The sequence below is a fragment of the Pantoea sp. ME81 genome, assembly GCF_903970985.1.
Classification (GTDB): Bacteria; Pseudomonadota; Gammaproteobacteria; order Enterobacterales; family Enterobacteriaceae; genus Pantoea; species Pantoea communis.
Map to the genome: position 1 here is coordinate 1 of NZ_CAJCKS010000012.1, position 18,288 is coordinate 18,288.

Here is an 18,288-nt window from a genome sequence, read left to right on the forward strand (position 1 = left end):
CAGCAACTCAGCAACTCAGCAACTCAGCAACTCAGCAACTCAGCAACTCAGCAACTCAGCAACTCAGCAACTCAGCAACTCAGCAACTCAGCAACTCAGCAACTCAGCAACTCAGCAACTCAGCAACTCAGCATCCCGGCTTCTCAACACCATGCGGCTTCTTAAATCACGCCACTGGCTGTTGTCGTCATAATGAGACTCATAAACCATTGATTTTAAATGGACTGACAGTTCCTTGCATTGGTTGTCGTTGAGAGGAGACAGTTATTGAGGGGAGTGTTGCGAAATAATGACGCACTTCTCAGCCTGAAGTGAGGCTGTACGGTTATCTTGCTGATTTAAAATAACTTATCTCTTAATCTGCAATTCTGGCACGGCTTATGCAATAATAATCCTGTAGATGCTCATTCCACCTCTTATGTTTGCTGATGCTACATAAACCTGGGAATGATGCAGAGCCCCTTACGGTATCCGTTGTCCAGCCTGGCAGTTATTGCGCACGCTTTACTGCAGTAAGAAGGACATTACGTTGAGTCGGATACCATCAGTTGTCTGAACGACCTGATCTTACACCTGCTTATGGCAGGTGTTTTTTTATCTGCGATTTACCCTCACGCCGCTACTCTTCAGGCAAAAAAAAGCCGGGACAAGCCCGGCGTGCACAAAAGTAACAATCGTTAAATCAAGCGTTTGGATTCGTTTTTAAGGTAAGAAGCAGACCTTCACGGCGCATTTGAGCAGCGTCCTCGGGGCGATGCAGGCGATCATAGACATCGGCCAACCAGGCATAATCAAAAGCATCAGGGCGTTGTGCCAGTGCCTGCTGGAAAGCTTCAGCGGCCTGTTGCCACTCACCGTGGCGCATCAGCATCTGGCCCAAGGTGCTGTGCAGCAGCGGCGTTGCGCCATGTTGTTTGATTTGCTGGCGCAGCGCTTTCTCCAGCGATTGCGGATCGCCACTTTTAATGCGTGGCATTAACAGCACCAGGCGATCGTCATACTGGCGCTTCAATCCTTCCAGCACGATGCTTTGTGCGGTATCCGGGTCATCACACTCAATCAGATGTTCCGCCATCGCCACCTGCAGCGCCGTTTCCTGACGCGTTTTACGGCTCTGGTTTTGCCACCACTTCTTCAGGCCTTCGCTGCCTTGATCGGCCATGGCCTGATTCATCATGCCTAGCCAGGCTTGCTGTTGCAGCGCCTCACGATGGGTTTCATCGTTAACCTGAGATTTCTGCATGGAGGGCAGAATATCCAGCAACGCGCCCCATGCGCCGGTGCGAATATAAGCCTGTTCAGCCAGACGCAGCACTTCCGGATGACGCGGTGCGACTTCCAGCAATCGGTCAATGCCATGACGGGCGGCGTGATCTTCATTACGTGCCAGTTGCAGGCGTACGCGGGTGATTTCAACCGGAATGGTGTCGTTCTCGGACAGCTCAGACGCACGTTCCAGATGTTGATTGGCACGCACTTCGTCACCACGCTGCTGCGCCGCTTCGGCTGCCAGCAGATAGTTAGCCACCGGCTGATCGGCGTGATCGGCATTCTTTGACAGCAGTTTTTCAACCTGCTTGTAATCACCTTCCGCCAGCTTCATCAGCGCGCTCTGCGTGTGACGCTGTGCGCTGCGGCGTTTACGTCCAGTGAACCAACCACGCGTGCGTGCACCGGTGCGGAACACGCGGCGTAAAATCCATTCAATGAACAGAATCACCAGCAGACTGAGAATCAGGATGATTGCCAGTCCCGTGACGCTGGTTTCCACGTTCCAGTTATCGGTCTGAATCAGCACGTAGCCCTGGTGGCCAGCAATCATCGGCCCCAATACCACGCCTGCGATCAGCAGCAGGAAAAGCACCAATACTTTCAGCATGCTTAGCCTCCCTGTTGATCAGCCGGAACCGATGGCTGCGCCAGCAGGTTGCGCACGCGCGTCTGCATCAATTTTTCCAGCAGCGCCTGACTTTCCAGCGTATCCGGCACATCCATTGAGATGTTTTGCTGACTCAGCTCATCCAGCTGTGCGAGGAAGGCTTTGGTGGCAGCGTCGTTGGTGTCATACCAGGCGCGCACCCAGGTTGAGACCGCATCAATCGACTGTTTGTAGATTTCATCCTGATGACGTGGCACAGCCTGGGCGGCAATCAGCAGACGTGAACGAATGTTTTCACGCAGGTAAACGTCCTGATTCGGTGCCAGTAGCGGCTGTGCGGTGTTATCACGGCGGCGGATGGTAATGAAATCATCCATGAAGTTATGCCAGCTCTTCACCAGGTTTTGACGCCATTCGTGCAGCGAGCTGGAAAGCTCTCCGCCATCGGCATCCATCGGTGAATCATCACTGTCATTGTCAGCCAGACGCAGATTATCGACGCCGTTCGACAACTGATTGAGTTTGAGGATGATGCCATCGTAATCGACCTGGCTCACCGTTGAGAGAGAACTGATGTCCTGCGTTAAAGCACGACGCACGTTCATCACGCTCGGGTCATTCATATCGGCCAGGCTGGTATCGGCGCTTTTCAGCAGCGCGGCTGCTGTGGTGACATCCTGATCGCTCCACAGCTTGCGACCCGCCAGTTTCACGAGGTAGTCCGCTTGCGCCAGTAGCCAGGTGCGGGTGTCATTGCCGGAAATCGTCGCAACTTTATCGCGCAGGGTTTCCAGCTCTTTGGCGCTGTTGTCCTGCTGGGTACGCGCTTCCTGCAACGCTGTGTTCGCGGTGTCCAGTTGTTGCGTCAGCTGCTGTTTGTCGCTGCCCAGTTGCTGCTGCAGGGCGCTCAGCTGTTCACTCAGGTTCTGGTTTGTCTGAGCCTGTAAATCGGCCTGATGTTTCCCATTGAGGTAAAGTCCCGCGCCAATCGCCAGCGCAATCACAATCGCCACCGCGCTCAGTACTTTGCCATCGCTTTTTTTATCGCGAGGCTTTTTACCGTCTGGCGTGGGGGAAGTGTCCGCAGGGGTGGTTTCTTCAACCATGGCGGAGGAGGCTTTTTGTTCCGTCATTATGGCTCATCCCATTGTTAAGTTCAGCGTAACGCGCGCAGCAGCGCATCGTTATCAGCACCATCGGCTACCTCAATATCCTGCCAGCCTAATTCGGCGGCCTGAGTAGCCAAACGTTCACTGACGACCACCAGTCGACAGTGCAATAACCATTCCCGACGATCGATCGGCGGAAACAGTGCAAACAGTTGTTGTAACATCTCACCGCTGGTGACCACCAGCGTGGTAATTCCGCGATCGCGCCAGCGACGACCCTCAATCGCGCCCTCATAATACTTTTCACACCGTTGATAGCACTCGCAGTATTCCACCTCGGCGCCGCGTTCCAGCAGGGTTTCAGCCAGTAACTCACGGCCTGGGCTGCCGCGCAAAATCAGCGCACGCTTGCCTTTTACCTGCTGCAGACGGTTGAGGCGCACTAACTCTTCGCTGGTCTCCCGCGCATGAGGATAGTCTACTTTCAGATGACTGACGGTATGCAGTGCCAGCGCGGTGCTGCGCCCTATCGCATAGTAGTCGAGTGTTTCGGGCCAGGTGAGGGCACTCTGCTGTAGCGCTGGATGGGCAAACAACACCACCTGCTGCGACAGCAAAAACACCAGATCGCCCGGCCGTAAAGCCGCCAGTTTTTGCGGCAATTGTTGCAGATCGCGACCCGGCGTGAATTCAATCAGCGGTAGAGTCCACGCCAGTTTTCCCTGGGTTCGCAGACGCGAAACCAGTTCACTGGCAGCGGGCTCCGGGCGGGTCACGAGAATGGTCATGCAGGCGTTTGCCCCTGATAAACGTCGCGCAGAATGTCGCGGGCGCCGCCATCCAGCAGCTCTTCTGCAAGGGAGATCCCCATTTGCACGGCGTTTTCGCGCGGACCACGGCGTTCACCTACCACCATTTGCTGGCCATCCGGTGAGCCGACTAAGCCACGTAACCATAGCTGATTATCTTCCAGCACGGCAAAGCTGCCGATCGGTACCTGACAACCGCCTTCGAGGCGTGTGTTCATCGCGCGTTCAGCGCGCACACAAACATCGGTGTCGGCGTGATTCAGCGCCTGCAATAAGGTAATCAGTTCGTGATCATCAAGGCGACATTCGATGCCGACGGCGCCCTGGCCAACGGCGGGCAGCGAGATTTCAGCGGGCATCGCCTGACGAATGCGGTCGTCGAGGTTCAAGCGCTTCAGGCCTGCCGCGGCCAGAATAATGGCGTCATATTCTCCGGCATCCAGCTTACCTAAACGGGTGCCCACGTTCCCGCGTAACGAACGGATGATCAGATCGGGACGACGCGCGCTGAGCTGACACTGACGACGCAGACTGGACGTCCCCACAATCGCGCCCTGTGGCAGTTCATCAATACTGTTATACAGGTTGGAAACGAAGGCATCACGCGGGTCTTCACGCTCGCAGATGGTGACGAGGCCCAGGCCTTCCGGGAAATCCACCGGCACATCCTTCATGGAGTGCACCGCAAGATCGGCACGGTTTTCCAGCATTGCCAGTTCAAGCTCTTTAACAAACAGGCCTTTTCCACCGACTTTAGCCAGCGGTGTATCGAGGATGATGTCGCCTTTGGTGACCATGGGCACCAGCTCAACCTGCACGCCCGGATGTGCTGCCATCAGGCGCTGTTGGACATATTGTGCCTGCCATAGAGCAAGGGGGCTTTGTCTGGTAGCAATTCTGAAAATTTTGTTTAACATGCTGTTAACCATTTTGATCGTTCATCGATTATCCTATCATTGATAGGGGAATGCTGTCAGTTTCAACGGATTGAAAAGGCCTCGATGTCAGTTGTTACGCATTATTGCGTCATTTTCTGACGTCTAAGTCCGAAAAAGCAGGGCTACATGGGGAACGTGCTAAACTGTCATGTAGCGCAACTTTCTTTACGGTCAATCCTCCAGGTGTTAGATTGATCACGTTTCCAGCAATAATTTGCCCAACATCTTTATTATTAAGCGGCAGGTTTTGGAAACAGGGTGCTTAACACTGGGACAATCAGGCGAAACGTCTTGTACCTCTACATTGAGACACTGAAACAGAGACTGGATGCAATTAACCAGCTGCGCGTTGATCGCGCACTGGCTGCTATGGGACCTGCCTTCCAGCAAGTCTACAGTCTGCTGCCAACATTACTGCACTATCATCACCCGCTGATGCCGGGCTACCTTGACGGTAGCGTTCCCCACGGCGTCAGCTTCTTCACGCCTGATGAAAACCAACAGCATTTGTTGCAACAGTTGGCAGGCGATCAGTCTCTGGATCTCAGCACTGCCGTCAAAGGTGAACGTCCGATTACCGGTATCTATTCGATGGGCAGTACCTCGTCTGTCGGTCAGAACAGCGTGTCCGATCTCGACATCTGGGTGTGTCATCAATCCTGGCTGGATAATGAAGAGCGCCTCAATCTGCAGCGCAAGTGTACCCTGTTGCAGAAATGGTGTGTGTCGATGGGTGTGGAAGTCAGTTTCTTCCTGATCGACGAGAATCGTTTCCGCCACAATGAGAGCGGCAGCCTCGGTGGTGAAGACTGCGGTTCTACCCAACATATTTTGCTGCTGGATGAGTTCTACCGTACCGCTGTGCGTATGGCGGGTAAACGCATCCTGTGGAACATGGTGCCCGGCGAAGAAGAGCACCATTACGACGATTACGTGATGTCACTCTATTCTCAAGGCGTGTTGACGCCGAATGAGTGGCTGGATCTCGGCGGTCTCGGCACGCTGTCAGCCGAAGAGTACTTCGGGGCCAGCTTGTGGCAGCTGTATAAAAGCATCGATTCACCGTACAAAGCGGTGCTGAAAACCCTGTTGTTAGAAGCGTACAGCTGGGAATACCCGAACACGCAATTGCTGGCGATGGATATCAAACAGCGCCTGCACGATGGCGAAATTGTCTGCTTCGGTCTCGACCCTTATTGCATGATGCTGGAGCGTGTGACGCGCTATCTGACCAGCGTCGATGACATGGCGCGCCTCGATTTGGTGCGTCGATGTTTCTATTTAAAAGTGTGTGAGAAGCTCTCGAGTGACGATCACCACCATCACCGCTCAGGCTGGCGTCGCGAGATTCTTTCGCAGCTGGTGAAAGAGTGGGGTTGGGATGAAGAGAAAATTGCGGTATTGGATAACCGCGCCCAGTGGAAAATTGAGCGTGTGCGTGAAGCGCACAACGAGTTGCTGGATGCGATGATGCAGAGCTATCGCAACCTGATCCGTTTTGCCCGTCGTAACAATTTAAGCGTCAGTGCCAGCCCGCAGGATATCGGCGTGCTGACGCGTAAACTGTATGCCGCGTTTGAAGCGTTGCCGGGCAAAGTGACGCTGGTGAACCCACAGATTTCGCCTGACCTGTCGGAAGATAATCTGACCTTTATTCATGTGCCGGAAGGTCGCGCCAATCGCGCCGGTTGGTATCTTTACAACCAGTCGCCGGACATGAGTTCGATCATCAGCCATCAGCCGCTGGAATATAACCGCTACCTGAACAAGTTAGTGGCGTGGGCGTGGTTCAACGGTTTGCTGACCAGCAAAACGCGTTTACATATGAAGGGCAACGAATTCTGCGATCTGCCGCGTTTGCAGGAGTTGGTGAACGATGTGTCGAGCCACTTCCCGCTGCGTGTACCTGCGCCGACGCCAAAAGCGTTGTACAGCCCGTGCGAAATCCGTCATCTGGCGATTATCGTTAACCTCGAACACGATCCGACCTCCGCCTTCCGCAATCAGGTGGTGCACTTTGATTTCCGCAAGCTGGATGTGTTCAGCTTCGGCCAGCAGCAACAGTGCCTGATTGGTAGCATTGATCTGCTGTACCGCAACTCATGGAATGAAGTGCGTACGCTGCACTTCAGCGGTGAGCAGGCGATGATCGAAGCGCTGAAAACCATTCTCGGCAAAATGCATCAGGACGCCGCACCGCCAGATACGGTGGAAGTGTTCTGCTACAGCCAGCATCTGCGCGGTTTGATTCGTACCCGCGTGCAGCAGCTGGTGTCTGAGTGCATTGAGCTGCGTCTGTCGAGTACCCGTCAGGAGCCAGGCCGCTTTAAAGCGCTGCGCATGGCGGGCCAGACGTGGGGCTTGTTCTTCGAGCGCATGAGCGTCTCGGTGCAGAAACTGGAAAATGCGGTCGAGTTCTACGGCGCAATTTCCAACAACAAGCTGCACGGTTTGTCGATCAAAGTGGAATCGAATCAGACGCCATTACCGCCGGTGGTGAACGGCTATGCCAGCGAAGGCATCATTCAGTTCTTCTTTGAAGACACCAATGACGATCGCGGCTTCAACATTTATATCCTCGACGAAACCAATCGCGTTGAGGTTTATCACCATTGTGAAGGCAGCAAAGAAGAGTTGGTGCGTGACGTGAGCCGTTTTTACTCCTCGTCGCATGACCGCTTCACCTATGGCTCCAGCTTTATCAACTTCAACCTGCCGCAGTTCTACCAGATTGTGCACGCGGGCGATCGCTTCCAGGTGATTCCATTCCGCAGCCAGACGCTGACACAGCTCTGTGCGACGCAGCCCGATAACGACAACGGCGATTTCCAGCCGCGCTACCAAATGCACTGATCCCGCCTGCGTTCGCGTGGTGGGATTGGCTTTTCCTCTGACATGCGCCCGGATTTGCGGGTATTTCCTGTTGCTTTTACAACGTCAACTGCGATGATAAGCAGCCAAGGCTTAAGGACAGGAAGAGCAGACAGAATGAGACATATGATAAGTCAGCTGGGTATGGCGCTGGCACTGGTCAGCCTCGCAGGCTGTGGCCTGAAAGGACCGCTGTATTTCCCGCCCAAAGATCAGCCGACCAAACAAAACCAGCAGGTCACCGAACAGCAGCAAAAAGCGGCACAGAATGCTGACGTTAACGGTTTGGTCACCAGCAAATCGGGTTCACAGGCGAACTAATCTCTATGAGTAATCCGGCGGAGCAGAAAATGCAGTTCTCGAAAATGCACGGTCTCGGCAACGATTTCATGGTTGTGGATGCCGTGACGCAAAACGTCTTTTTTTCGCCGGAACTGATTCGCCGTCTGGCGGATCGGCATCTGGGGATCGGTTTCGATCAGCTGCTGATCGTCGAACCGCCTTATGATCCGGATCTCGATTTTCATTACCGAATTTTCAACGCCGATGGCAGCGAAGTGGCTCAGTGCGGTAACGGTGCGCGCTGTTTTGCTCGCTTTGTGCGCCTGAAAGGGCTGACCAACAAAAGCGACATTCGCGTGAGTACGCAAACCGGTCGCATGGTGCTGAGCGTGACCAGCGATGAGCTGGTACGTGTCAACATGGGTGAACCCAACTTCGATCCGCAACAGGTGCCGCTGCGCGCCAATAAAGCGGAACGCCTGTATCTGCAACGTGTTGCGGAGCAGACCGTGATGTTTGGTGCGGTGTCGATGGGCAACCCGCACTGTGTGATTCAGGTTGAGAGTGTGAAAACGGCCGCCGTGGAAACCCTCGGTCCGCTGCTGGAAAGCCACGAACGCTTCCCGGAGCGCGTCAACGTGGGCTTTATGGAAGTGGTTAATCCTGAACACATTCGTCTGCGCGTGTATGAACGCGGCGCGGGTGAAACCCAGGCCTGTGGCAGCGGCGCTTGCGCAGCCGTTGCCTGCGGCATTCAGCAAGGCATTCTGGCGGAAAAAGTTCGCGTTGATTTGCCTGGCGGAACGCTGCATATCGCCTGGAAAGGAGTGGGTCAGCCGCTGTTTATGACCGGGCCAGCCACACACGTCTACGATGGGTTTATTCATCTATGAAAAATGTCGAAGAGCAAACCGACAGCGCGGTTTTGCTGGACGATCAGTCGGTAAGCGCCTTCCTGCGCCAGAACCCCGATTTCTTTATTCGCAATGCGCGCCAGGTTGAACAGATGATGGTGCCGCACCCGGTGCGCGGCAGCGTATCGCTGGTAGAGTGGCACATGGCGCGTCAGCGCAACCACATCCAGCAGCTGGAAGAGGAAATCACGCTGTTGATGGAGCAGGCTACGGCCAACCATCAACTGTTCGATCGTCTGCTGGGGTTACAAGGCCATCTTGCCGCGGCGGACAGCCTGCAGGAAATGTTAACGCGTCTGCACCGTTGGGCGCGTGAGTTGGGTCTGGCCGGCGCCAATGTGCGGGTGTTCAACGACCATTGGCACATCGGCGCACCTTCTGATTTCACCCAGTTGGGTCTTTCTCGTCAGGCTTTTGAGCCGCTGCGTATTCAACGCTTTGGTGCTGAACATCATTACCTTGGCAGCCTGAATGGCCCGGAGTTACTGCTGTTGTTGCCTCAGGCGAAAGCCATCGGGTCGGTGGCGATGTCGCTGATGGGCGAACGCGGCGAGCTTGGCGTACTAATTTTCAGCAGCCGCGACAACCAGCATTATCAAGCGGGCATGGGCACTTTGCTGTTACAGCATCTGGCGCAAATGCTGCCGGATCTGCTGTCTCGCTGGATTGAACGCGCATGAGTGACGTCAGCCCGTTGCAGCCAGCCGTTGAGGGCTTTCTGCGTTATCTGAAAGTCGAACGCCAGCTCAGCCCGTTGACGCAAAAGAATTACACCCGCCAGTTGCAGACGATGACCGCGATGGCCGATGAGATGAAGATCGCCTCATGGGCACAACTGGAGCCCGCACAGGTTCGTCAGCTGGCGGCTCGCAGCCGTCGTGCCGGACTCGGGCCCAGCAGTCTGGCATTACGTATGTCAGCACTGCGCAGTTTTCTTGACTGGCAGGTCAGCCAGGGCATGTTGAGTGCCAATCCAGCCAAAGGTATTTCCACGCCGCGCAATGCTCGCCATCTGCCAAAAAATATGGATGTCGACGAGGTTAACCAGCTGCTGGAAATCGACCTGAACGATCCGCTGGCGGTGCGCGACCGAGCGATGCTGGAAACCATGTACGGCGGCGGTTTACGTTTGTCGGAGCTGGTGGGCATGGATTGTCGTCATGTCGATCTCGACGCCGGTGAAGTGTGGGTGTTGGGGAAAGGCAGTAAAGAGCGACGTGTGCCGATTGGTGGCACGGCGGTGACCTGGCTGCAACACTGGCTGCCACTGCGTGCAAGCTTCGCGCCGCAGGATGATGCGATGTTTGTTTCCAGTCGCGGCACGCGTATTTCAGCGCGTAACGTGCAAAAGCGCTTTGCCGAGTGGGGCATTAAGCAGGGCGTGGCCAACCATATTCATCCGCATAAACTGCGCCACTCTTTTGCGACCCATTTACTCGAATCGAGTGGCGATCTGCGCGCGGTGCAGGAACTGCTCGGGCACGCTAATCTGTCGACCACGCAAATCTATACCCATCTCGATTTCCAGCATCTGGCGACCGTGTACGACGCGGCGCATCCACGTGCTAAACGAGGAAAGTCTGAATGAAGTTCTACCGCCCGCTGGGCCCGATCAAAGCGATCACTTTCGATCTCGACGATACGCTGTATGACAACCATCCGGTGATCCGTAAAACCACCGCCGAATCCCACGCCGCGTTGCAGGCCTTCCATCCGGCACTGCGTGAATTCACCCCCGCTGATTATCAGGCGCTACGTGACGAACTGCTGGCGCGTGAGCCGGAAATTTACCACGACGTGTCTGAGTGGCGCCGCCGCTCGGTTGAGCTGGCAATGATCAATATTGGCTTATCCGCTGCTGAAGCCCGCGCCGGTGCCAGCGAAGTGATGGGCGTGTTCCATCAGTGGCGCAGTGAAGTCGAGATGCCAGATGAGACGCACCAAACGCTGACGTGGCTGGGCGAGCGCGTCCCGCTGGTGGCGATCACCAACGGCAATGCCTGTCCGGAAAAACTGGGAATTAACCACTACTTCCAGTTCGCCCTGCGCGCCGGCCCGCACGGCCGTGCTAAGCCGTGGCAGGATATGTATCAGCTGGCGGCTGAGCGTTTGAACATCGCACCTGAGCATATTCTTCATGTGGGCGACGATCTCACCACCGATGTGGTCGGTTCAATAAACGCGGGCATGCAAGCCTGCTGGATCAACCTGCGCGATGGCAATCTGATGAAGATTGATGATGCGCGTTTGCTGCCGCACGTCGAAATTCATCAGTTGGCATCGCTGACCTCGCTGCTATAATGCTGTATGTTCATCCAGCTAATGGCTGGATGATGGCAGGCATTTCCTGACGCACAAATCGTAGCGGCACCCTTCATTTTGCGATGAATAGCGCCGCTACAAATGGTGCGTTGACTGAATGCTGAGAAACCGCATTTCTCAATCCTCCTTTTATTATTTTGGCAAAACGGTGCTTATGGACGTTTCTGATCTGCTTAACGGCTTGAATGACAAACAGCGCGAGGCGGTCGCCGCGCCGCGCAGCAATCTGCTGGTGCTGGCCGGGGCAGGCAGTGGCAAAACGCGCGTGCTGGTGCATCGCATTGCCTGGCTGCTGTCGGTAGAGAATTGCTCGCCTTACTCGATCATGGCGGTGACCTTTACCAACAAAGCGGCGGCTGAAATGCGCCATCGTATCGATCAACTGATCGGCACCAGTCAGGGCGGTATGTGGATTGGTACCTTCCACGGCCTGGCGCACCGTTTACTGCGTGCCCATCATCTTGATGCCAATCTGCCGCAGGATTTCCAGATTCTCGATAGCGACGATCAGCTGCGCCTGCTCAAGCGTCTGATCAAAGCCATGAACCTTGATGAGAAACAGTGGCCTGCACGCCAGGGCATGTGGTACATCAACGGCAAAAAAGATGAAGGGCTGCGTCCAAAACACATCGAAAGCTACGGTAATCCGATCGAACAAACCTGGCTGCGCATCTATCAGGCTTATCAGGAGGCTTGCGATCGCGCGGGCTTAGTGGATTTTGCCGAACTGCTGCTGCGTGCGCATGAGCTGTGGCTGAACAAGCCGCATATCCTGAATCATTACCGCGAGCGTTTTAGCAACGTGCTGGTGGACGAATTCCAGGATACCAACAACATCCAATACGCGTGGATCCGTATGCTGGCGGGCGATACCGGTCGTGTGATTATCGTCGGGGATGACGATCAGTCGATTTACGGCTGGCGTGGCGCCCAGGTCGAGAACATCCAGCGCTTCCTGCAGGATTTCCCTGGCGCGGAAACCATTCGCCTGGAGCAAAACTACCGCTCGACCAATAACATCCTGAAAGCGGCCAACACGCTGATCGCCAATAACAATGGTCGCCTCGGTAAAGAGCTGTGGACCGATGGCAGTGACGGCGAAAAGATATCCCTCTACTGCGCGTTTAACGAATTAGACGAAGCGCGCTTCGTGGTAAACCGTATCAAAACCTGGCATGAGAACGGCAATGCGCTGCAGGATTGCGCCATTCTCTACCGCAGCAACGCCCAGTCGCGCGTGCTGGAGGAGGCGCTGTTGCAAGGCAGCATGCCGTACCGTATTTACGGCGGCATGCGCTTCTTCGAACGCCAGGAGATCAAAGATGCGCTGGCGTATCTGCGTCTGATGGCGAACCGCAATGACGATGCCGCGTTTGAGCGTGTGGTGAACACACCGGTGCGCGGCGTGGGCGATCGCACATTGGATGTGGTGCGCCAGACCGCGCGCGAACAGCAATTAACGCTGTGGCAAGCGACGCGTGAACTGCTGCAAAACAAAGCCCTGGCGGGACGTGCGGCTTCCGCGCTGCAGCGCTTCTGCGAGCTGGTGGATTCGCTGGCCACGGAAACCGCCGATATGCCACTGCACGTGCAGACCGATCGCGTGATCAAGGATTCCGGCCTGTGGATCATGTACGAGCAGGAAAAGGGCGAGAAAGGCCAGGCGCGTATCGAAAACTTAGAGGAGCTGGTGACGGCAACGCGTCAGTTCAGCTATCAGGACGAGGACGAAGATCTGATGCCGCTGCAGGCGTTTCTGTCGCATGCGGCGCTGGAGGCCGGTGAAGGTCAGGCCGACAAATGGCAGGATGCGGTACAGCTGATGACCATGCACTCGGCGAAAGGTCTTGAGTTCACTCAGGTATTTATCGTGGGTATGGAAGAGGGCATGTTCCCAAGCCAGATGTCGCTGGATGAAGGCGGACGTCTGGAAGAGGAGCGTCGTCTTGCCTACGTTGGCGTCACGCGCGCGATGGAGAAGCTCACGCTGACCTACGCCGAAACTCGCCGCCTTTATGGTAAAGAAGTGTATCACCGTCCATCGCGCTTCATCGGCGAATTGCCGGAAGAGTGCGTCGAGGAAGTGCGTCTGCGCGCCAGCGTCAGCCGTCCGGTGAGCCATCAACGCATGGGCACGCCAATCACGGAAAACGACAGTGGTTTCGCGCTGGGCCAGCGTGTACGCCATGCCAAATTCGGTGAAGGCACCATCATCAACCTCGAAGGCAGCGGTGAACACAGCCGCTTGCAGGTGGCATTTCAGGGCCAGGGCATCAAGTGGCTGGTGGCGGCGTACGCGCGTCTGGAAACGGTGTAGCGCCGTTGCGTTACCTTGACGACTTTTTCGTCTCAGCGTAACATGCGCGCACTATTATCATGAGAGGACAATGCCTTGGACGCGCCCAGTCGATGCTGGCTCAACCGCCTGTTTAACAGGAATAACATCTAAGGCTACCTCTATACGCGGGTAGCCTTAGCGGTTATCAGCGACCTCCCTTTACACTCTCGTCGCACGAGTCAGCACTGATTTACCCTTGAAGCGAAAGTTTCCGCGTTCAGGCTTTGCCGTGCCCGTTTTGCCTTCGGCATCACGGTGTGCCGCCTTGTCCCATTAAGTCTGCAATGGGGAGTATTGCTATGCTGAGCGCTTTTAAACTCGAACGCGATCGCCTGACGCGCATCGAACTGGAAGATAACAACGACACACTCAACACCTCGGTGTGGGTCGATCTCATCGAGCCCGACGACACTGAGCGTGATCGTGTGCAATCCGAGCTGGGTCAAAGCCTGGCGACGCGTCCGGAGCTGGAAGACATCGAGGCCTCCGCACGTTTCTTCGAAGATGAAGATGGACTGCACATTCACTCCTTCTTCTTCTTTGAAGATGCGGAAGACCACGCTGGCAACTCCACCGTGGCATTCACCATCCGTGAAGATCGCCTCTATACATTACGCGAGCGCGAGCTGCCGGCTTTTCGTCTGTATCGTATGCGTGCGCGCAACCAGACGCTGACCGATGGCAACGCCTACGAGCTGTTGCTGGATCTGTTTGAGACGAAAATCGAACAGCTGGCGGATGAGATCGAGAACATCTATAGCGCGCTGGAAAAACTCAGCCGCGTGATCATGGAAGGGCAACAGGGCGAAGAGTACGATCAGGCGCTGTCGCGTCTGGCGGAGCTGGAGGATATCGGCTGGAAAGTGCGTTTGTGTCTGATGGATACCCAACGTGCATTGAACTTCCTGGTGCGTAAAGCTCGCCTGCCGGGCAATCAGCTGGAGCAGGCGCGTGAAATCCTGCGCGATATCGAATCCCTGCTGCCGCATAACGAATCGCTGTTCCAGAAGGTCAACTTCCTGATGCAGGCGGCAATGGGCTTTATCAACATCGAGCAGAACCGCATCATTAAGATCTTCTCAGTGGTGTCGGTGGTGTTCCTGCCACCCACGCTAGTGGCATCCAGCTACGGGATGAACTTCGAGTTTATGCCTGAGCTGAAATGGAGTTTTGGTTATCCTGGCGCTATTACGCTGATGATCCTTGCCGGTCTGGCGCCGTACCTCTATTTCAAACGGAAAAACTGGTTGTAACCCTTTCGGGGCCGCATTTGCGGCCCTTTAAACTGGCGCTGCATCACAATTCTGCGTAGGCTGTTGTCACTTCTCACTTTCTGATTTCCACCCTATGGCGCGTTTTTCTTTGCGACAGCAGTGGACCATTCTGCTGATTGCTTCGTTAGTACTGGGGATCATTCTCCAGCTGTTTCACCTTCCTGCTGCACTGCTTTTAGGTCCGATGATCGTCGGAACCGTCATGGGCCTTTCTGGCGCCACCGTACGCATCGACAAACGTTTGTTTGTGCTCGCACAAGCGGTGTTGGGTTGCATGATCGGGCAAACACTGTCACCGGCTATTCTCTCACCGCTGTTAGCGGATTGGCCGGTGGTGCTGGCGGTGTTGGTGCTTACGCTGGCGGCCAGCGGTTTGTCAGGTTTTCTACTGGTGCGCTTTAGCAACCTTCCAGGGCCAACCGGTGCGTGGGGATCGTCTCCCGGCGGCGCTTCTGCGATGGTGGCGATGGCCGGTGATTTCGGTGCGGACGTGCGCTTAGTGGCGTTTATGCAGTATCTGCGCGTGCTGTTTGTGGCGACTGCAGCGGCAGTGGTGGCGCGCATTGGGCTGGGCACCAACGGTGGTGCAGTGGAGCTGGTATGGTTCCCTGCTTTACAAAGCAGCTTCATCCTGACATTGGTGGTGATGTTTGCCGGGGCGTGGCTGGGTCAAAAACTGCGTATCCCTTCGGGTGCGCTGCTGCTGCCCGCGCTGATTGGTGCGACGCTCCACGGCACCGATGTCGCCACCTTGCAGGTGCCGGAGTGGTTGCTGGCGCTGGCCTATGCGTTAATTGGCTGGAGCGTGGGTTTGCGCTTTACGCGCCCGATCTTCCTGCTGGCGCTGCGCACCCTTCCGCAAATGCTGGTGTCGATTTTCGGCTTGATGCTGCTGTGTGGTGGATTGGCGTGGATGCTGACGCAGGTGCTGCACGTCGATCTGATGACGGCGTATCTGGCAACCAGCCCGGGCGGGCTGGATACCGTGGCGATTATTGCGGCGGGCAGCCGGGTCGATATCGCGTTTGTGATGGCGTTGCAGACCTTACGCCTGTTCACCATCCTGCTGACCGGCCCGGCTATCGCGCGCTTTATCTCACGCTACGCGCACGCGGGTGCGAGCTGAGAACGCGATTGCATCAGCGATAAATACGGCGAGTGCCAGCCAGATAAAGCCGAAGGTGACCATCTTGTCCGGCGTCAGGCTCTCGCCGTAGAACAGCACGGCCAAAAGGAACATCAACGTGGGACCGAGGTATTGGAAAAAGCCCACGGTCGACAAACGCAGACGCGCACAGGCGGCGGCAAACAGCATCAGCGGAATCGTGGTGACGATGCCCGCCGCGATCAGCTTGAAATTGAGGCTCATTGGATTGGCGCTGAGGTGGCTGGTGGCGCTGTCAGCAAAGCCAAACAAGTAGATGGCCGCCAGCGGGAATAACCATGCGGTCTCGATCAGCATGCCGCTCTGCGCATCCACCTGAATTTTCTTTCTCAGCAAACCATAGACGGCAAAACTTAGCGCCAGTCCCAGGCCAATAATCGGCAGCGAGCCAAATTGCCACAGCTGCACCAGTACGCCAATCGTTGCCAGCAACACCGCCAGCCACTGCAAGCGGCGGAAGCGCTCGCGCAGGAACAGCATGCCAAACACTACGTTGATCAGCGGGTTGATAAAGTAGCCGAGGCTGGCTTCCAGCATGTGCTGATTATTCACTGCCCAGATAAACAGCAGCCAGTTGCCGCCAATGGTGACGGCAGTGACGGCCAGCAACAGCACTTTCTTTGGTTGAGCCAGCACTGTGCGTACCTGCTGCCAGCTGCGGCTCAGGGTAATCAGCACCAGCATAAACAGTGCCGACCAAATCACGCGATGCGTCATGATTTCTGTTGGCGGGACTTCTTTCACCAGCTTGAAGTAGGCTGGCGCAATGCCCCAGATAAAATAAGCGCCGAGCGCATAGCCAATGCCCTGACGCGTTTGTTGCGTATCCATCATGCTTTCCAAAAAAGGTAACTAGCCAATCAAATAGGTGGCGGTTGCTGTGGCGATATAATCGCCCTGCTGGTTGTGCAGTTCCACTCGCGCTACCGCCACTTTATTGCCGGCGCGTAGCAGGCTGCTGGTGGCGACAAAGCGATCGCCGCGTCCGGGACGTAAATAATCAACGCGCATATCGATAGTGCCCATGCGCGACAGACGCTGACGCAGTTCCTCTTCGCTGATGTTTTCCTGACGCGACAGTGCATGACTGACGCACACCAGACCGGCGGCGACATCCAGCACTGATGCAATCACGCCACCGTGCAAAATATTTTGGGCCGCATTGCCAACCAGCATGGTTTTGTTGGCAAAGCCCAACTCGGCGTAATCCGCTTCGAGTCGATCCAGCTCTAAACCCAGCGCCTGGTTGAAGGGCATGTGATAAACAAAGATTTCGCCAATCAGGCGGCGAGCTTCCTGCTGTGACAGCAACGGGGATGACATGTTTTCTGCCTTAAGATGTTAAAGAGTTGTGTATATTATGCCGCGTTCGCGCGGCTTTCCAGTTTCAGAAATCGGCACTGATCAACCTGTCTCTTTGCGTGTAGAATGGCGTGCTTTTTGAACATGGGCCTAATAATGACAACACGCAGTTCCCTGGAGAATGTTATGCGTAAGCTATACGCGTTGCTGACCGCAGCTTTGATGATACCTGCGCTGGCACAGGCTGATGAAGCCACCATAAAAGAGGTGCATGACGCCCCGGCAGTGAAGGGCAGTATTATTGCGAACCTGTTGGAGAAACACGATAACCCGTTCGTGCTTTATCCTTACGAAAACAACTATTTGCTCTACACCTACACCAGCGACATGAACAAAGAGGCGATCTCTTCGTACAACTGGGCGGACAAAGCAAAAAACGATGAAGTAAAATTTCAGCTCAGCCTGGCGTTCCCGCTGTGGCGTGGCATTCTGGGTGATAATTCGGTACTGGCCGCATCCTATACGCAACGTTCATGGTGGCAGCTCTCTAACCGTGGAGCCTCATCGCCGTTCCGTGAAACCAACTATGAGCCGCAGATTTTCCTTGGCTGGGCAACGGATTACACCTTTGCCGGCTGGACACTGCGTGATATTGAAACCGGTCTGAACCACGAGTCGAACGGCCGCAGCGATCCGACTTCACGCAGCTGGAACCGCGTCTATGCGCGTCTGATGGCACAGAACGGTAACTTCCTCGCGGAAATCAAACCCTGGTATCGCATTCCAGAAAATGAAAATAACGATGATAACCCCGACATCACCAAGTACATGGGCTACTATCGCGCCAAGCTCGGTTATGAAATGGGTGAAAGTATTTTCAGTGTGGAAGGTAATTACAACTGGAACAGCGGCTACGGCGGCGCGACTTTTGCCTGGAGCTATCCTATCTCTGAACATGTGCGCTTTTACACCCAGCTGTTCAGCGGGTATGGTGAATCGCTTATCGACTATAACCACCGCCAGACACGTTTTGGCGTGGGCGTAACACTTAACGATCTGTTCTAACCAGTCAGAAAAACAGGATT

At 55.3% G+C, this 18,288-nt stretch carries 16 protein-coding genes; 10 read left to right on the plus strand and 6 right to left on the minus strand.

What is annotated here, in order from left to right:
- Positions 1–682: 682 nt before the first annotated feature.
- From hemY to hemC, 4 genes are read right to left on the minus strand one after another with little or no spacing between them, the layout of a single operon-like run.
- Entirely contained in the window at positions 683–1,879 is a 1,197-nt protein-coding gene (hemY, locus tag H7A81_RS03840; RefSeq protein WP_182056770.1) for a protoheme IX biogenesis protein HemY, read from the minus strand.
- Positions 1,880–1,881: 2 nt separating this feature from the next.
- A complete protein-coding gene (gene hemX / locus H7A81_RS03845; protein ID WP_034827857.1) occupies positions 1,882–3,012 on the minus strand; it encodes a uroporphyrinogen-III C-methyltransferase in 1,131 nt (376 codons plus the stop codon).
- Between the two features lie 23 nt (positions 3,013–3,035).
- A complete protein-coding gene (gene hemD / locus H7A81_RS03850) occupies positions 3,036–3,776 on the minus strand; it encodes a uroporphyrinogen-III synthase (protein WP_034827859.1) in 741 nt (246 codons plus the stop codon).
- Positions 3,773–4,714, minus strand: a complete 942-nt coding sequence (gene hemC / locus H7A81_RS03855; protein WP_058960399.1) for a hydroxymethylbilane synthase — start codon at positions 4,712–4,714, stop codon at positions 3,773–3,775. Before hemC ends, hemD begins: the two co-directional genes overlap by 4 nt.
- Positions 4,715–5,026: 312 nt before the next feature.
- On the opposite strand from hemC, the gene H7A81_RS03860 reads away from it, so the two are divergent.
- The 9 genes from H7A81_RS03860 to H7A81_RS03900 all read left to right on the plus strand — a co-directional run bounded on the left by H7A81_RS03860 (position 5,027) and on the right by H7A81_RS03900 (position 15,862).
- Entirely contained in the window at positions 5,027–7,588 is a 2,562-nt protein-coding gene (locus H7A81_RS03860) for a class I adenylate cyclase (protein WP_097118518.1), read from the plus strand.
- A 135-nt stretch (positions 7,589–7,723) separates the two neighbouring features.
- Positions 7,724–7,927 carry a lipoprotein gene (locus H7A81_RS03865; protein ID WP_166933217.1) on the plus strand — a complete coding sequence of 68 codons (204 nt, stop codon included), beginning with the start codon at positions 7,724–7,726 and terminating at the stop codon, positions 7,925–7,927.
- 29 nt (positions 7,928–7,956) lie between these two features.
- Positions 7,957–8,781, plus strand: coding sequence for a diaminopimelate epimerase (dapF, locus tag H7A81_RS03870; protein WP_182056801.1), 825 nt, complete (start codon positions 7,957–7,959; stop codon positions 8,779–8,781).
- Positions 8,778–9,482, plus strand: a complete 705-nt coding sequence (locus tag H7A81_RS03875) for a DUF484 domain-containing protein (protein WP_034827865.1) — start codon at positions 8,778–8,780, stop codon at positions 9,480–9,482. Before dapF ends, H7A81_RS03875 begins: the two co-directional genes overlap by 4 nt.
- Positions 9,479–10,390 (plus strand): tyrosine recombinase XerC, encoded by a 912-nt coding sequence (xerC, locus tag H7A81_RS03880; protein ID WP_058960365.1) that lies wholly within the window; start codon positions 9,479–9,481, stop codon positions 10,388–10,390. Before H7A81_RS03875 ends, xerC begins: the two co-directional genes overlap by 4 nt.
- Positions 10,387–11,103 (plus strand): 5-amino-6-(5-phospho-D-ribitylamino)uracil phosphatase YigB, encoded by a 717-nt coding sequence (yigB, locus tag H7A81_RS03885; RefSeq protein WP_058960364.1) that lies wholly within the window; start codon positions 10,387–10,389, stop codon positions 11,101–11,103. The genes xerC and yigB overlap by 4 nt, the downstream gene beginning before the upstream one ends.
- Positions 11,104–11,278: 175 nt before the next feature.
- Positions 11,279–13,441: a DNA helicase II gene (uvrD, locus tag H7A81_RS03890; RefSeq protein WP_058960397.1), complete on the plus strand. Its 2,163-nt coding sequence runs from the start codon at positions 11,279–11,281 to the stop codon at positions 13,439–13,441.
- 320 nt (positions 13,442–13,761) lie between these two features.
- Positions 13,762–14,715 (plus strand): magnesium/cobalt transporter CorA, encoded by a 954-nt coding sequence (gene corA / locus H7A81_RS03895; RefSeq protein WP_034827871.1) that lies wholly within the window; start codon positions 13,762–13,764, stop codon positions 14,713–14,715.
- A gap of 94 nt (positions 14,716–14,809) precedes the next feature.
- Positions 14,810–15,862, plus strand: a complete 1,053-nt coding sequence (locus H7A81_RS03900) for an AbrB family transcriptional regulator (protein ID WP_058960363.1) — start codon at positions 14,810–14,812, stop codon at positions 15,860–15,862.
- Here H7A81_RS03900 and rarD read toward each other — a convergent pair.
- Together rarD and H7A81_RS03910 are read right to left on the minus strand one after the other, a co-directional pair.
- Complete coding sequence (rarD, locus tag H7A81_RS03905) at positions 15,833–16,732, minus strand: EamA family transporter RarD (protein WP_166933213.1); 900 nt, start codon at positions 16,730–16,732, stop codon at positions 15,833–15,835. The genes H7A81_RS03900 and rarD overlap by 30 nt on opposite strands.
- 21 nt (positions 16,733–16,753) lie before the next feature.
- Positions 16,754–17,224, minus strand: coding sequence for a thioesterase family protein (locus tag H7A81_RS03910; RefSeq protein WP_182056772.1), 471 nt, complete (start codon positions 17,222–17,224; stop codon positions 16,754–16,756).
- Between the two features lie 165 nt (positions 17,225–17,389).
- Between H7A81_RS03910 and pldA the strand changes: the two genes are divergently transcribed.
- Positions 17,390–18,268 carry a phospholipase A gene (gene pldA, locus H7A81_RS03915; RefSeq protein ID WP_034827877.1) on the plus strand — a complete coding sequence of 293 codons (879 nt, stop codon included), beginning with the start codon at positions 17,390–17,392 and terminating at the stop codon, positions 18,266–18,268.
- Positions 18,269–18,288 lie beyond the last annotated feature (20 nt).

Excerpts from the sequence above, each read along its gene's own strand:
- hemY (WP_182056770.1), bottom strand. The coding sequence starts at position 1,879 with ATGCTGAAAGTATTGGTGCTTTTCCTGCTGCTGATCGCAGGCGTGGTA.
- hemX (WP_034827857.1), bottom strand. The coding sequence starts at position 3,012 with ATGACGGAACAAAAAGCCTCCTCCGCCATGGTTGAAGAAACCACCCCT.
- hemD (WP_034827859.1), bottom strand. The coding sequence starts at position 3,776 with ATGACCATTCTCGTGACCCGCCCGGAGCCCGCTGCCAGTGAACTGGTT.
- hemC (WP_058960399.1), bottom strand. The coding sequence starts at position 4,714 with ATGTTAAACAAAATTTTCAGAATTGCTACCAGACAAAGCCCCCTTGCT.
- H7A81_RS03865 (WP_166933217.1), top strand. The coding sequence starts at position 7,724 with ATGAGACATATGATAAGTCAGCTGGGTATGGCGCTGGCACTGGTCAGC.
- dapF (WP_182056801.1), top strand. The coding sequence starts at position 7,957 with ATGCAGTTCTCGAAAATGCACGGTCTCGGCAACGATTTCATGGTTGTG.
- H7A81_RS03875 (WP_034827865.1), top strand. The coding sequence starts at position 8,778 with ATGAAAAATGTCGAAGAGCAAACCGACAGCGCGGTTTTGCTGGACGAT.
- xerC (WP_058960365.1), top strand. The coding sequence starts at position 9,479 with ATGAGTGACGTCAGCCCGTTGCAGCCAGCCGTTGAGGGCTTTCTGCGT.
- yigB (WP_058960364.1), top strand. The coding sequence starts at position 10,387 with ATGAAGTTCTACCGCCCGCTGGGCCCGATCAAAGCGATCACTTTCGAT.
- uvrD (WP_058960397.1), top strand. The coding sequence starts at position 11,279 with ATGGACGTTTCTGATCTGCTTAACGGCTTGAATGACAAACAGCGCGAG.
- corA (WP_034827871.1), top strand. The coding sequence starts at position 13,762 with ATGCTGAGCGCTTTTAAACTCGAACGCGATCGCCTGACGCGCATCGAA.
- H7A81_RS03900 (WP_058960363.1), top strand. The coding sequence starts at position 14,810 with ATGGCGCGTTTTTCTTTGCGACAGCAGTGGACCATTCTGCTGATTGCT.
- rarD (WP_166933213.1), bottom strand. The coding sequence starts at position 16,732 with ATGGATACGCAACAAACGCGTCAGGGCATTGGCTATGCGCTCGGCGCT.
- H7A81_RS03910 (WP_182056772.1), bottom strand. The coding sequence starts at position 17,224 with ATGTCATCCCCGTTGCTGTCACAGCAGGAAGCTCGCCGCCTGATTGGC.
- pldA (WP_034827877.1), top strand. The coding sequence starts at position 17,390 with ATGCGTAAGCTATACGCGTTGCTGACCGCAGCTTTGATGATACCTGCG.